At 41.5% G+C, this 14160-nt stretch carries 12 protein-coding genes; 4 read left to right on the top strand and 8 right to left on the bottom strand.

Annotated elements, in window-relative coordinates:
- Positions 1-60 precede the first annotated feature (60 nt).
- The gene (locus QUE46_RS01445) at positions 61-324 is read left to right on the top strand and encodes an accessory factor UbiK family protein (RefSeq protein WP_286245912.1); all 264 of its coding nucleotides are present in this window, start codon (positions 61-63) and stop codon (positions 322-324) included.
- 80 nt (positions 325-404) lie between these two features.
- Here QUE46_RS01445 and QUE46_RS01440 read toward each other — a convergent pair whose 3' ends face one another.
- The 8 genes from QUE46_RS01440 to ilvG form a co-directional block, all read right to left on the bottom strand.
- Entirely contained in the window at positions 405-1052 is a 648-nt protein-coding gene (locus tag QUE46_RS01440) for an NAD-dependent epimerase/dehydratase family protein (RefSeq protein WP_286245911.1), read from the bottom strand.
- Positions 1053-1060: 8 nt separating this feature from the next.
- Complete coding sequence (gene can / locus QUE46_RS01435) at positions 1061-1720, bottom strand: carbonate dehydratase (RefSeq protein WP_286245910.1); 660 nt, start codon at positions 1718-1720, stop codon at positions 1061-1063.
- 62 nt (positions 1721-1782) lie between these two features.
- Complete coding sequence (locus tag QUE46_RS01430) at positions 1783-2958, bottom strand: methyltransferase (protein ID WP_286245909.1); 1176 nt, start codon at positions 2956-2958, stop codon at positions 1783-1785.
- Between the two features lie 62 nt (positions 2959-3020).
- Entirely contained in the window at positions 3021-4007 is a 987-nt protein-coding gene (locus QUE46_RS01425; RefSeq protein ID WP_286245908.1) for an ABC transporter substrate-binding protein, read from the bottom strand.
- A 143-nt stretch (positions 4008-4150) separates the two neighbouring features.
- Positions 4151-5704: a threonine ammonia-lyase, biosynthetic gene (gene ilvA, locus QUE46_RS01420; RefSeq protein WP_286245907.1), complete on the bottom strand. Its 1554-nt coding sequence runs from the start codon at positions 5702-5704 to the stop codon at positions 4151-4153.
- A gap of 2 nt (positions 5705-5706) precedes the next feature.
- Positions 5707-7563 carry a dihydroxy-acid dehydratase gene (gene ilvD / locus QUE46_RS01415; protein WP_286245906.1) on the bottom strand — a complete coding sequence of 619 codons (1857 nt, stop codon included), beginning with the start codon at positions 7561-7563 and terminating at the stop codon, positions 5707-5709.
- Between the two features lie 105 nt (positions 7564-7668).
- A complete protein-coding gene (gene ilvM, locus QUE46_RS01410; RefSeq protein WP_004589295.1) occupies positions 7669-7911 on the bottom strand; it encodes an acetolactate synthase 2 small subunit in 243 nt (80 codons plus the stop codon).
- On the bottom strand, positions 7908-9557 hold the full coding sequence (gene ilvG, locus QUE46_RS01405) for an acetolactate synthase 2 catalytic subunit (protein ID WP_286245905.1): 1650 nt from the start codon (positions 9555-9557) through the stop codon (positions 7908-7910). Before ilvG ends, ilvM begins: the two co-directional genes overlap by 4 nt.
- Before the next feature lie 568 nt (positions 9558-10125).
- Between ilvG and QUE46_RS01400 the strand changes: the two genes are divergently transcribed.
- Genes QUE46_RS01400 through QUE46_RS01390 form a run of 3 tightly spaced genes read left to right on the top strand, consistent with a single transcriptional unit; the run spans position 10126 to position 14101 of the window.
- Positions 10126-11793, top strand: a complete 1668-nt coding sequence (locus QUE46_RS01400; RefSeq protein WP_286245904.1) for a phosphoethanolamine transferase — start codon at positions 10126-10128, stop codon at positions 11791-11793.
- On the top strand, positions 11790-12161 hold the full coding sequence (locus tag QUE46_RS01395; protein ID WP_055014546.1) for a diacylglycerol kinase: 372 nt from the start codon (positions 11790-11792) through the stop codon (positions 12159-12161). Before QUE46_RS01400 ends, QUE46_RS01395 begins: the two co-directional genes overlap by 4 nt.
- Positions 12152-14101, top strand: a complete 1950-nt coding sequence (locus QUE46_RS01390; protein WP_286245903.1) for an LTA synthase family protein — start codon at positions 12152-12154, stop codon at positions 14099-14101. Before QUE46_RS01395 ends, QUE46_RS01390 begins: the two co-directional genes overlap by 10 nt.
- Positions 14102-14160 lie beyond the last annotated feature (59 nt).

Raw genomic sequence — 14160 nt, 5'->3', positions numbered from 1 at the left:
TACCTTAGGTATAAGGTAATATTAGTCATTATCATTTTAGGGCAACAGCAAGGGACGATTATGATCAATCCAGCAAAACTTGAAGAAATTGCTAAGCAAATCACTAATAACATGCCGCAAGGTGTAAAAAACCTAGCAGATACACTGGAAGGTAAAACCAAACAAGTTTTACAAAATAAGCTGGCTGAAATGGACTTTGTTAGCCGCGAAGAATTTGATGTGCAAAGCCAAGTACTTATTCGTACTCGTGAGAAACTCACTGAGCTTGAAGCAAAAGTTGCGTTACTAGAGCAACAACTAAATGCTAAAAATAACGCCGAGTAGCACGTATTTACATATGCATACTCAGCCACAAAAAAAGCAGCCAAGGCTGCTTTTTTGCTTTTAACTTTAATATCTACTCACTATGTATTAAACAATGCATCTAATACATAGTATTGCAGTGGTTGTTGCTGCGCCAAACTCACAGCACACATTTTTAGCGCCACTTGCTTGCCCGCAATAGGTTTATAACGTTTTAAAAAAGGAAGTTGAGTAATAACAGGTAACACAAATGCGCCTACTTGCTCAGCTATTCGTGTGTCGTTTCGCTCACCGATTAATAAAGATGGCTGGAATATACTGACTTTTGCAAAGCCCAACGTTTTTATGTGCTGCTCAAGCTCGCCTTTCATTTTTAAGTAAGGGCTTATGCTATGCGCACTCGCGCCGCTGGATGACACCAAGCAATAATGGCTCACTGCATTGTTTGCTGCCATTTGCGCCGCAATAAACTGATAATCAAAATCAACTTTACGTTGCGCCGCGGTTGAGCCAGCCTGCTTTTTAGTCGTGCCTAAACACGAAAAAAGTACATCCCCTTTAAATAACGCGCAGTAGTTAGTTAAACAATCAAAATCAATCACCGGATTAATAAGCTTAGAATGTTCAACCTCCAGCCTACGGCGAGTAATAGCAACCACTTTACAAAACTCAGGATTTTGCAGCAAAAGCGCTAATAGCTCACTCCCCACAACCCCTGTTGCCCCTATGATTATCGCCGTTTTAGTCATTACTTAAATTACTCACAACCGGCTTTAGCGAGTACATGAGCAACAGCTTTTTTATACACATCGCCTTCTTCGTCAGCACAGGTTACTACCGATGATAAGTCATGTAAGTGGCCGTTTTCTAATCCATACACCCAACCGTGTATTGTGAGCTCTTGCCCTTTATCCCATGCATCTTGCACTATGTTTGTTCTACACACATTGCGTACTTGCTCAATAACATTTAGTTCAATTAAGCGACTTAAACGCTGTTGCTCATCCATTGCATTAAGCTGCGCTAAGTGTTTTTCTTTTACATCCCCGACATGGCGTAACCAGTTATCAATAAAACCAAATTTAGCGTTATTTAATACCGCTTGAACACCGCCACAGCCGTAGTGTCCCACCACCATAATATGTTTTACTTTAAGTACCTCTACCGCGTACTGCATTACCGATAAACAGTTATGGTCAGTATGTACTACTACATTAGCCACATTGCGGTGTACAAATAGTTCACCTGGTAATAAATCAACAATTTGATTTGCAGGCACCCGAGAGTCTGAACACCCAATCCATAAATATTCAGGATTTTGCTGCATTGACAAAATTTTAAAAAAATCAGGATTTGCTTCAGTTGTACGTGCAGCCCAACGCTTATTATTTTCGAATAAATTCTTTAACTTTCTCATTGCATCTCTTTTTAAATCAAGGACGGAAATTACACCCAATAAAAATAGCTAAAGGCGTTATCTTATTGCGTACTAGCAAGAATCAAAATGTTGCGAGGGGTTAATTGCTTCTCACAAAAGGTTGTCACAGAAACCGTGTAACCTTGCTGTTGCAAATATAAAGCACGATCGAGCACAAGCCAAACTTCTATTGCTCTTCTAAACACATGTCGAACCAGTTCGATTCGCTCTGTTACTTTTTTACGCGCCTTACCAATTAATAAAAACTTATCGTAATCTGTGTTTTTAGGGATGTTTATCGATTTTTTATCACTCGCCCATGCACAAAATTGTGCAAATGAGTCTGAAAATACAGCTTTGTTAACCGATGGCACACTTACGTAAAACTGCTCGTTAGTAATAGACTTTCGAAGTGCGTCAAACCCTAAGCGCCACTCCACCTCGGTTTTTCGTATTTTAGCTACACGTGAAGGGGCTGTAACCGTTTCTTGCAGCGCCAGTTTTAAATCACGATGCGTTAAATTGAGCTTACTAGTAAGGGCAGGCTCGCTCATTGCCTGGTAATTATTGTCAGTAAATAAGTGATAACAACACGGCGAAAAGCTAATGCGTTTAACTCCTGCCTTACTTGCTTGTTGCATAAATGTTTGATGCAGTGCGCCACACGCATGCAGTGCAACCGCATGTGTATCTGTATTAAAAAAGTGGCTTATATCATCTTCAAGTACATTTGCTTGGCTAAATTGCATAGCTAAACCTTGCTGCTGAGCACTGTGCTGACCTTGCTCACATAGGTGTGCTTGTAGCTCAACACTGCGCACACTTTGCGCGCCATTAAAAGCAAGCATGCGTCCTAAATGCCCTTTACCGGCGCACCACTCTAAAACAGGTTGTGTTGTATATGGTAATGCTGAAACAAAGTCTTGCAGTTGCTCAAACTTACGTCCTTTAATACCGTTACTTATCCAAAACGGGTATTCGCTACGATGATGCTGATTTTTTGGTAAATCACACAGCCCAGCTAGTTGCTCTACCCCTTTGATAAACGGGCTAAAAAATTGATAAAGCTGTTGCTGATCGTTATCAAGCCTTGCTACATCCTCATCTGATAAGTTATGTAACACCGCTTGAAGCTCAGGCCACGGTAATTCATCAAAATCAAATGCTGTACATTGCCAATATTCGCGGGTATTCATTAGCACTGCATCGAGTGCTGCAAACTGCTCAGCTAGGTTCATAACAACTTAAAATAGTAAAAAGGCGGTTAATTATACCAGCTGCGCAGACCAGCATTAAGTGGTTATTTTTTTGCGAGTATTAAACGCAAATAAAGCGGGATTGAAATAATACTTACAATAAAAGCGGCTATTAGCATCCACGACAGCTGTAATTGCTCCGGCTCTTGGTATTTATAAACAAATCTCGCTTTGTGCTCGTTAAATTGGGTTTGCTTAATACCATAATAATCTGCAATTAAGCGCCATTTGGCCATCGACATATTCCCTAATTGGGTCGTCGGCGGCAATATGTAGTCTTTCAATACTTCGGCCTCGTAGGCTAGCTGATGAAAACTTTTGTTTGGCGCATACAATTGCTGAGTAATTGCTATGGCTTCATCCATATTCATTAAGGCATAACGCCAACCTTTTAAACTCGCTTGATAAAACTTTTCGACCGTTTGTGGGTGCTTTTTAAGCATTGATTCGCTGGTAAATAGCACATCACCGTATACATCCATACCATAACGCTGCGGACATATAAGGCGGTGTGACACCCCTTGCTGAGTCATAAAATAAGGCTGAGTTGTAATATACACTTGCATTGCATCAAGTTTGTTTTCTTGCCACGCTTGCAGTGCAGGCTCATCGCCTTCAAAAACGTCTAAAGTCGTTGTGTCAATGCCGCTGCGTTTTAGCATGACTAACAGCTCGGTACTGTCTTTTTTACTTACCTCGGTAATACGTTTAGCGGTAAAATCGCGAGGGTGAAAAATATCAGAGCTGTCTTTTACCATCCAACAGTATGGGGAAAATTGCAAAATAGCCGCCATTGCAACAAGCGGTTGGCCGTTTACTCTTTGTTGTAAAATACCCGAATGCGCCACCCCAAACTGAGCTTCTCCAGTTGCTACAGGAGTAAAAGTATCAGGCATTTTAGGATTGGCTTCGCGTATGGTGACATTAAGTCCGGCGTCTTTGTAATAGCCTTTTTGCTGAGCCATGTAATAGCCGGCAAACTGAAATTGGTGGGTCCATTTAAGTTGTAAAGTGACTGATTCTTGAGCCATTAGTTGGCTGCAAAAAAGCAAGCTTGCAAGTATTAATCCTTTAATAAGCAACTGAGTGTTCCAAATAGTAGTAATTAGTTGTAACTATATTTAAAACACACAATAAAGCAAGCATGCAAAGGTGCATACTTGCTTATGAAGCCTTAAGCTGAGGCTACGTTGTCAACGTTTGAGCTGTGTGGCTGAGAGGTTAAAAACTGCGTAAAACACGGGTTATGTGTTTCGTCTTGCACACTGTAACCTAAGCGGTTTAAATGCTCGTTAAACATCTCAAATTGGCTAGGCTCAATAGCAAAGCCCGCCAGTACATTTCCGATTGAGCCACCATGATTACGGTAATGGAACAAAGTAATATTCCAATTGCTACCTAAGGTATCTAAAAAGCGTGCTAGCGCTCCTGGGTATTCTGGAAATTCAAACCGTAATAACCTTTCGTGCAACTGCTCCGGCGCTTTGCCCCCTACCATATAACGTACATGTAATTTTGCGAGTTCGTTATCTGATAAATCGCAAAATTGGTAGTCGTTGTTAGTTAGGTCTTGTTTTAGCTCGTTGAGTTCTTGCTCACCTTGGCGCAGGGCAATACCCACAAATATTTGTGCTTCACCTGGGCCTGCATAACGGTAGTTAAACTCGGTAATAGCACGGCCACCTAAAGATGCACAAAACTGCTTAAAGCTGCCTTTTTCTTCTTTAATCGTTACCGCAAGTAACGCTTCGTTTTTTTCACCAAGCGCGGTGCGCTCTGCTACATAACGTAAGCGGTCAAAGTTTAAGTTAGCTCCCGAAAGCACCGCTGCTAAATGCAGCCCTTTTAAGCCAGATTGTTGGCTCCACTTTTTAAGCCCTGCGGTTGCAAGGGCCCCTGAGGGCTCCGAAATTGCACGAGTAGAGACAAAAATATCTTGCATGGCGGCGCAAATTTCATCGCCACTGACAGTTACAACTTCATCGCAAAATTTTTGCGCTAGGCGAAATGTTTCACTGCCAATAATTTTAACAGCAACACCGTCTGCAAAACTGCCAACGCGATCAAGCTCTACTGGCTCACCCGCTTTAAGCGCAGCTTGTAAACACGCACTTTCGTCGGCTTCTACGCCAATAACTTTTATATCGGGACGTAATGATTTGATATAAACCGCCATACCAGCAAGTAAACCACCACCGCCAACAGGTATAAATACCGCATCAAGCTCATTGAGTTGCTGCATAAGCTCGCGGGCTACAGTGCCTTGCCCCACAATTACGTCTGGGTCATCAAAAGGCGGTACAAATACGCCATTACGTTGCTCTGTTAGTTCAAGAGCGTGCGCTTTTGCTGCATCAAAATGATGGCCATGTAAAACCACTTCACCGCCCAGCGCACGTACCGCACTAACTTTTATTTCAGGCGTGGTAACAGGCATAACAATAGTGGCTTTATGGCCAAGATGTGAAGCACTAAGCGCCACACCTTGTGCATGGTTACCCGCAGATGCCGTAATAACTACCGACCCTTTTGGTAACTTGTTTAATTTATTATAAGCACCGCGTAGTTTAAACGAATACACGGGCTGTTGATCTTCACGCTTTAACCAAACATGGTTGCCTAATTTATCACTGAGGTCGCGCATTTCGCTCACCTCAGTTACTTTAGCCAGCGGTTCCATATTGGCTTGAATAATAGCGCGAAAATAATCGAGCTCTTGAGAAACCATAATTAGCTAAGCTCCTCCAATTTGGCTAAATCACGTACTGCGCCTTTATCGGCACTGGTTGCCAGTAATGCATACGCTTTTAATGCCGACGATACATAGCGGTCACGATCAAGCGGCTTGTACGCTTGCTTACCACGGGCTAGTTGCTTTTGTTTGCGCGCTTCTAGCTCTTCATCAGTTAATGCCAGGGTGATTTCACGTGTTGCGATATCAATAATAATTTTGTCGCCATTTTCAACATACGCAATAGCGCCGCCACTTGCCGCCTCTGGCGACACATGGCCAATTGATAAACCAGAGGTGCCGCCCGAGAAACGGCCATCGGTGATCAAGGCACATTTTTCAGCAAGACCTTTTGATTTTAAGTAGCTCGTTGGGTATAGCATTTCTTGCATACCTGGGCCGCCTTTAGGGCCTTCGTAACGAATAACCACAACATCGCCGGCTTTTACTTCGTCGTTTAAAATGCCTTCTACTGAATCATCTTGTGACTCGTATACTACAGCGGTGCCTTCAAAATGCAGCATTTCGTCAACAACGCCTGCACTTTTTACAATACAGCCATCAACCGCTAAGTTACCAGACAGCACAGCCAAGCCGCCATCTTGCCTAAATGCGTGCTCAACACTGCGGATACAGCCGTTTTCACGGTCGTTATCGCCCTCATCCCAACGGCACTCTTGGCTCATTGCTTTGGTAGTACGAATGCCCGCAGGACCTGCACGATAAAACTTTTGTGCAGCTTCGTTATTTGGATCTGTGGCATCCCATTTTTTAACAAGCTCACCCATCGTCATACCCGCAACATGATTTACCGATAAATCAACTAAACCAGCTTTACCTAGCTCACGTACAATTGCCATCATGCCACCAGCGCGGTGCACATCTTCAATATGGTATTGCGCTGTAGCAGGCGCCACTTTACATAAAAAAGGTGTTTTACGAGATAGCTCGTCAATGTGCGACATATCAAAATCTACACCGGCTTCTTGTGCGGCTGCTAATAAATGCAATACGGTGTTAGATGAACCACCCATAGCAATATCAACCACCATAGAGTTCATAAAGGCTGTTTTGTTAGCAATAGCGCGAGGTAACACATCGTGGTTATCTTTTTGGTAGTACTCACGGCATAAATCAACAATGCGAGCACCCGCCTCTACATATAACTGCTTGCGATCTTTATGGGTTGCAAGCGTTGTACCGTTACCCGGTAGTGCAAGGCCAATAGCCTCTAATAAACAGTTCATTGAGTTTGCAGTAAACATACCTGAACACGAGCCACAGGTAGGACACGCAGAGCGCTCTACTTGCTCAGAATCGGCATCACTGACTGTTTCATCAGCGCCTTTTACCATGGCATCAACTAAATCGAGCTTAATATCGATGTTCGCAAGTTTTGTTTTACCCGCTTCCATTGGGCCACCCGATACAAAAATAACCGGTATATTTAAGCGCAGCGCGGCAAGCATCATGCCTGGGGTGATTTTGTCACAGTTAGAAATACAGATCATCGCATCGGCGCAGTGGCCGTTAACCATATACTCAACAGAGTCAGCAATTAAGTCACGCGAAGGCAGTGAGTAAAGCATGCCGCCGTGGCCCATTGCGATACCATCATCTATTGCAATGGTATTAAATTCTTTTGGTACACCACCTGCTTGAGTGATTGTTTCAGCCATTAGCTCACTTAACTGATTAAGGTGCACATGCCCTGGTACAAATTGCGTAAACGAGTTAACTACAGCAATAATAGGTTTACCAAAGTCGGTGTCGGTCATGCCTGTTGCGCGCCATAATGCACGTGCGCCTGCGCGTTTACGTCCTTCAGTTGTTGTTGCACTTCTTAATTTAGCCATAGTTACCTCTGTTTTGCCGCTGTGTAAGCGGGCATTCCTCATTCTAAAAATTGTTGAGTTACTGAATGTTGTATTCAGTAACGCGTAAATGTGTTTCGTTGGCAGTTACACTGCTTGTTGCTGTAAATTTTCTAAACTGATTTCTTTCACGTCGACCAACTTGTTTAGCTGGCTGGTTAATAAGTGAATAGGCTTATCGCTATCGACCGTCATTGCTATCGTATATTGAGCTTCATCTGTATTAAGCTGAAAATGCGTAAGGTCAAAACCACGGTGACGCACAACACGTAAAAAGCGCTCCACCGCAATACTTTGATTTTTCAATGCAATTGTTAAGCTGTGTTTCATTGTGCTTTCTCCGTAATCATTTCGTCATTTGCAGCCCCAGGTGGTACAAGCGGCCATACATTTTCTTTATCATCTATACAGGCATGTAAAATATACGGGCCTTTGCTATTAACTAATGCTGTTATTGCATCGTCAACTTCGTTGGCTTTGGTGATCGTTTGCCCAGGAATACCAAATACTGCGGCTAATTGAACAAAGTCAGGGTTATCTGACAAGTTAGTTTCAGAGTAACGACCTTCAAAAAACAGCTCCTGCCATTGACGAACCATACCTAAGCGCTGGTTATCTAATATTAGTATTTTTACTGGTAAATTATTACGGCGAATAGTGGCAAGCTCTTGGATGTTCATCATGATTGAGCCATCACCCGACACAGTTATTACAAAATCGTCTGGGCGCGCCACTTGTGCGCCAATAGCCGCTGGTAAACCAAAGCCCATAGTGCCTGCGCCACCACTACTTAAATGGTTGCTCGGATGGCTAAATTTCATGTGTTGCGCTACCCACATTTGGTGCTGACCCACATCGCAGCAAACTACGCCTGTTTTTGGCATACGCTGGCTTAATTGGTTCAATAAATACGGGGCAAATACTTTTTCGCCTGGGTAATCGTAACGCCAAGCATGCTTACTATTCATTTCTTTATTTTTATCACACCAAGCTTTAGGTGTCGCAAAGCACTCAAGAGCCGGTAATGATGTTTTTAAATCAGCAATTAATGACGCTTTAGCAGGTTTACGTTTACCAACCTCAGCCGCATCAATATCTAAATGAATTACTTTTGCTTTGGCTGCAAATTTGGCTAAGTTGCCGGTAACGCGGTCATCAAAGCGAGCGCCTATACACACTAATACATCACACTCTTGGACTGCAATATTAGCGGCTTGTGTACCATGCATGCCTAGCATTCCTAAGTAGTGCTCGTAATCAGGTAATACACTGCCTAACGCTTTTAATGTTGATACCGCTGGCATTTGTGTTTTGTTTAAAAACTGCATTAACTCATTTTGTGCATCAGCGGCTTGTACACCGCCACCAACATACGCAACAGGCTGCTTTGCCTCACTTAATAACTGATTTGCAATGGCCACTTGCTTTAGATCAAGCTGCGGTAAATATTCATCAGCGGCTAACCAAGGTTTAAAAGGCACTTGCGCCATTTGAATATCTTTTGGAATATCTACAAGCACTGGGCCTGGGCGACCACTTTGAGCTAAGTGCATAGCTTCTTGTAATATTTCGGCTAAATCTTCTGCTCGCTCTACCATGTAACTGTGTTTTGTACACGAAAGCGACATACCTAATACATCTACTTCTTGAAATGCATCTGAGCCAATAGCGGCAGTAGGTACTTGGCCAGTAATTGCTAACAATGGCACTGAATCCATCATCGCATCGGCAAGTGCTGTTATTAAGTTAGTAGCGCCTGGCCCTGAGGTAGCAAAACACACACCTAATTTTCCTGTGCTGCGAGCATAACCTACAGCGGCAAAGCCAGCGCCTTGCTCGTGGCGAGTAAGGTAATGCTTTACAGGCGCGCCATACAGCGCATCGTAAATGGGCATAATAGCTCCGCCAGGGTAGCCAAATACTTCATTTACGCCGTGCTTGGCTAATAAATCGATTGTTAGTTCTGCGCCTGTCATTAATAAATCCTCATTCCTCAGTGACAACCCAATTACATACTTACTTAAAACTTATAGCTAAAATCTTTAAAACTTTGTGCTTAAAACTAAAAAGCCCTCCGAACGGTTAGGTGCGGAGGGCTTTTTAATGCTTAAGTTTATAGCACTACGAAGCCCTCGCGGGAATAATCACCACGATAATAATCAGGACTAGGTTAAGTGCATTTGTAAGCATGTAATTAATACCAAATTTAAATCATTTGTTACGAAAGGTAATCTTTCGCTCTGTTATGTATTAGTACCGCGCTGAGCCGCTTAAGTCAACACCAACTCAATTCAAAAAAAACGCTAAAATTCAAATTAAGTGGTTTTTAAATTCATCACAAATCTATTTAAAGAATTTTTTATGCTTAAATTTCAAGCTTAGAAATTCACTATTCTTAAATCTCTCATTTATGGTTTGATTAATTTTTGAGGTTTTTTTACAAATAAAATTTATTTATTCTCTTCAGGGAATGCGTAGGTTCTCTTAAGCAATTCTTAAGTGTTGTTGCATAGCATGGCGTTGTTATTTTAAACGAGCCTAAATATGAACGCACTTAACCATACACCCGTACAAAAAAAGCCAAATCGTAGTAAACGGTTTTATATTCACTGTAGTGCAAACACCTTTGTAGTAATGATTGCTTGTTATTACTGTTTAGTTATAAACATTCCTTTTATTCAAGGTTCGTTTAGCGCCATTACCTCACTTGCGTCTTTTTCATGGCTGTTTTTATTTTCAGTCCCGCTGCTATTGTTATGTCTTTTAATTATTTTCTTTTCGATTGTATCGGTTAGGTGGTTACTAAAACCCATAAATTACCTATTACTGATAATTTCAAGCGCTGTACTTTATGGCTCATTAAATTACGGCGTCGTGTTTGACTATTCAATGATTCAAAACACGTTCGAAACAGATTCAAGCGAAGCGTTGAGCTATTTAAACCCGCAGCTCATAGGCTTTTTACTGCTATTTTGTGCGTTACCTGTTTTTATATTAAGCAAAGTGAAAATACATTTCACTCGCCCCCACCAAGAAGCGATTAGCCGTATAAAGCTTATTCTAGCGTGCTGCTTATTAATTACTTTAGTTGTTGTGAACTTTTACGCCGACTACGCAGCCACTGGCCGTAATAATCGCATTTTGAAAAAAGAAATCATTCCATTTCAGTACCTCTCTAGCGGTTATAAATATATGCGCGATCAACTGTTGTACTCCAATATAAAATTTAAAAGTATAGATGCAGCACCTACCCTAATTGAGCCGACGATTCCCAGCGTAACAGTTATAGTTGTTGGCGAAACCGCACGAGCAGACAACTTTGCTTACCAGGGATATAAACGCAACACCAATCCCTATACACAAAAGCATAATGTAACGTATTTTAATAATGTCGCATCATGCGGTACGGCAACAGCGGTGTCTGTGCCGTGTATGTTTTCGCTGCAAACACATGATAACTTCGATCGATTAACGGCCGATAACCAACAAAACCTGATTGACCTTGCACAACAAGCTGGCAGCGATGTGCTGTGGGTTGATAACAACAGCGGCTGTAAAAACGTATGCACCCGTGTTGTTAACATTGATATCTCAACCACTGCATCAGCGCTTTGCGATGGGAAATATTGTTTTGATGCAGCACTTATTGCTCCACTTAAACGTAAACTCGCTAATTTAAGCCAAGCTAACACCGTGATCGTCCTGCATATGATGGGCTCACACGGACCCACCTACTTTAAGCGCTACCCAGATAAATTTAAGCAATTTAAGCCCACGTGCGACAGAAGCGACATTCAAAACTGCTCACTCGATGAATTAGTTAATACCTACGACAACACAATTGCGTACAGCGACTATGTTAACGCCCAGGTAATTGAGCAGTTAAAAGCGCTGCCAAAAAACATAGATAAGCAGTTTTTATATGTCTCTGATCATGGTGAATCACTTGGCGAAGCTGGGGCTTATTTACATGGTTTTCCGTATAGCTTTGCACCTAGCACACAAACGCACGTTCCTCTTTATATGTGGGCTGATGAGCATAATCAGCGCATTACGAATGCCTGTTTAGCTAATTTAGACACCCGAGCTGCACGCTCACACAACAATATTTTCCACACCCTTTTAAATTTAATTGGCATTAAAAGCAAAACATATCAGGCATCCCTTGATTTACTTGCTCACTGCCAAACAACAAGCGAAATAAAACTATGAGCAATAAAACCGTTATAAAACGCCAAGGCTTAATGCGCCTTATTTTTACCTTAAACCATTCTTTTAACGGCTTAAAATGGATGAGTCGATTTGAAGCGGCGTTTCAACAAGAGCTAGCACTGTTTTCGTTACTTGGAGTGTTTGTGTGGTTACAAGACATTGCATTAAGCGACAAGTTATTACTGATAGCCAGCCTGCTTTTTGTATTGTTTGCTGAGCTGGTAAATACAGCCGTTGAGGTTGTGGTTGATAGAATTGGCAGCGAATATAATGAGCTTTCGGGGCTCGCTAAAGATATTGCCTCAGCCAGTGTGTTTATAGCCATGCTAATTACAGCTCTTATTTGGTGGGCTGTATTATGGGCTTAACGCTTAAAAGTAATAATTCTAAAGTCAAGCAAGTATTTGGCCCTGTGTGGATTCTTGTTGTATTTACTATTTTAGCTCTGAGTTTTTTAACTCTTGCCCGTTTTGGGTTGAGCGTATGGCAAGGTGAGCGTGTATTTGGATCGCATGCATGGCTTTCTATATTTATAGGTGGCCTAAGAGTAGATATAGCGACTTTAAGCTACATTATTATGCCTGCATTACTACTGACTTTAGTTATGCAAAGCATAAATTGGCAAAACAAAGTATGCGGCCTCATTAAAATTTACTTAGTAGCGATGTCTGCTTTACTCGTTTTTTTTGAAGTGATTACTCCTACGTTTATAAACGAATACGATTTGCGCCCAAACCGCTTATTTATAGAGTATTTAATTTACCCTAAAGAAATCTCAAAAATGATTTTTTCAGGCTATAAGCTAGACGTAGTGATTGTTGTTATAACACTTGTTTTAAGCTGTAAGTTTGCAAGTAAAGTATTTAGTCATCAATGGCAAAGTAAGTCATCACTAACGAGGCTAAATCAATCAGTTTTAGCATTAGTTTTAGTATGTTTGACTATTTTAGGCGCGCGTAATTCATTAGGGCATAGGCCGCTAAACCCAGCTATGGTCTCGTTTTCTACCGATCACTTACTTAACGATTTAACTCTGAACTCACTTTATAGCGTCGTATTTGCGCTCAAACAACTCTCTAACGAGCAATCAAGCCAAGACTATTTCGGGAAAATGCCTACAAATGAGCTACTTAGTATTGTGCGTAATAATATGCAAAATACACAAGCCGCATTTAGTGACTTAACCGCACCAACAAAAACATTTCATGCAGCAAGCAATACAGGCAAACCAAAAAATCTAGTCATTATTTTACAAGAAAGTTTAGGTGCCCGTTACGTAGGTACACTTGGCGGTTTACCGCTTACACCTAATATTGATGCCCTTTATAAACAAGGCTGGGGGTTTGACAATTTATACGCCACAGGTACGCGCTCGGTGCGAGGAATTGAGGCGGTAATTACAGGATTTACACCCACACCTTCGCGTGCGGTCGTTAAGCTTGATAAATCACAACATAATTTTTTTACCATTGCTGATTTTTTAGCTAAGAAAAATTACAACACCCAGTTTATTTATGGTGGCGAAAGCCATTTTGATAACATGCGAAGCTTCTTTTTAGGTAATGGTTTTAAAGATATTGTAGATACGAATAACTTTAATAAAATAGACTTTAATGGTTCATGGGGCGCATCAGACGAAGACTTATATGATCAAGCCGATCTCGAGCTCACTAAACTTGAAAAACAGAATAAACCCTTTTTTAGCCTTATATTTTCAAGCTCTAATCACAGTCCCTATGATTTTCCAGATAACAAAATAACGCTGTACGACAAACAAAAGCAAACCCGAAATAATGCTGCAAAATATGCCGATTATGCACTAGGTACATTTATCGAAAAAGCTAAAAAATCAAGCTACTGGGACAACACCGTATTTATTGTTATTGCCGATCACGACTCGCGAGTATCGGGCTCTAATTTGGTCCCGGTTGATCACTTTAGAATTCCAGCTGTTATTTTTGGCAAAGGTATAGCTCACAAACGCGATGACCAACTAGCCAGCCAACTCGATATTCCCGTAACTTTACTCTCTTTAATTGGTGCAAGTGGCGAACACCCAATGATAGGGCATGATTTATCAAAGCCAATTAGCGATAACAAACAACGTGCTATGATGCAATACGACAAAAACTTTGCTTATATGCACGGTAATAAAGTGGTGGTGTTACAACCACAAAAACCAGCAACCACCTATACATACAGTAATAACAAGCTTGTGCCATGTGAAAACGATGAGCAACTGATTAAAAAAGCCCTCGCCCATGCCAACTTAGGCAACCTAGCTTATACAAACGGCTGGTATCATTAACAAAGTGACTTGATTATAAAGCCTTGTTAAAGTAACAAGGCTATTTTTATAAACCGAGC

This window comes from Pseudoalteromonas sp. MM1 (genome assembly GCF_030296835.1).
Classification (GTDB): domain Bacteria; phylum Pseudomonadota; class Gammaproteobacteria; order Enterobacterales; family Alteromonadaceae; genus Pseudoalteromonas.
This window is presented reverse-complemented; position numbering and strand designations above follow the sequence as displayed.

Coding starts and splice junctions, on each gene's coding strand:
- can (WP_286245910.1), bottom strand. CDS start 1,720: ATGAGAAAGTTAAAGAATTTATTCGAAAATAATAAGCGTTGGGCTGCA.
- QUE46_RS01445 (WP_286245912.1), top strand. CDS start 61: ATGATCAATCCAGCAAAACTTGAAGAAATTGCTAAGCAAATCACTAAT.
- QUE46_RS01425 (WP_286245908.1), bottom strand. CDS start 4,007: ATGGCTCAAGAATCAGTCACTTTACAACTTAAATGGACCCACCAATTT.
- QUE46_RS01400 (WP_286245904.1), top strand. CDS start 10,126: ATGAACGCACTTAACCATACACCCGTACAAAAAAAGCCAAATCGTAGT.
- ilvG (WP_286245905.1), bottom strand. CDS start 9,557: ATGACAGGCGCAGAACTAACAATCGATTTATTAGCCAAGCACGGCGTA.
- QUE46_RS01390 (WP_286245903.1), top strand. CDS start 12,152: ATGGGCTTAACGCTTAAAAGTAATAATTCTAAAGTCAAGCAAGTATTT.
- QUE46_RS01440 (WP_286245911.1), bottom strand. CDS start 1,052: ATGACTAAAACGGCGATAATCATAGGGGCAACAGGGGTTGTGGGGAGT.
- QUE46_RS01395 (WP_055014546.1), top strand. CDS start 11,790: ATGAGCAATAAAACCGTTATAAAACGCCAAGGCTTAATGCGCCTTATT.
- ilvM (WP_004589295.1), bottom strand. CDS start 7,911: ATGAAACACAGCTTAACAATTGCATTGAAAAATCAAAGTATTGCGGTG.
- ilvD (WP_286245906.1), bottom strand. CDS start 7,563: ATGGCTAAATTAAGAAGTGCAACAACAACTGAAGGACGTAAACGCGCA.
- QUE46_RS01430 (WP_286245909.1), bottom strand. CDS start 2,958: ATGAACCTAGCTGAGCAGTTTGCAGCACTCGATGCAGTGCTAATGAAT.
- ilvA (WP_286245907.1), bottom strand. CDS start 5,704: ATGGTTTCTCAAGAGCTCGATTATTTTCGCGCTATTATTCAAGCCAAT.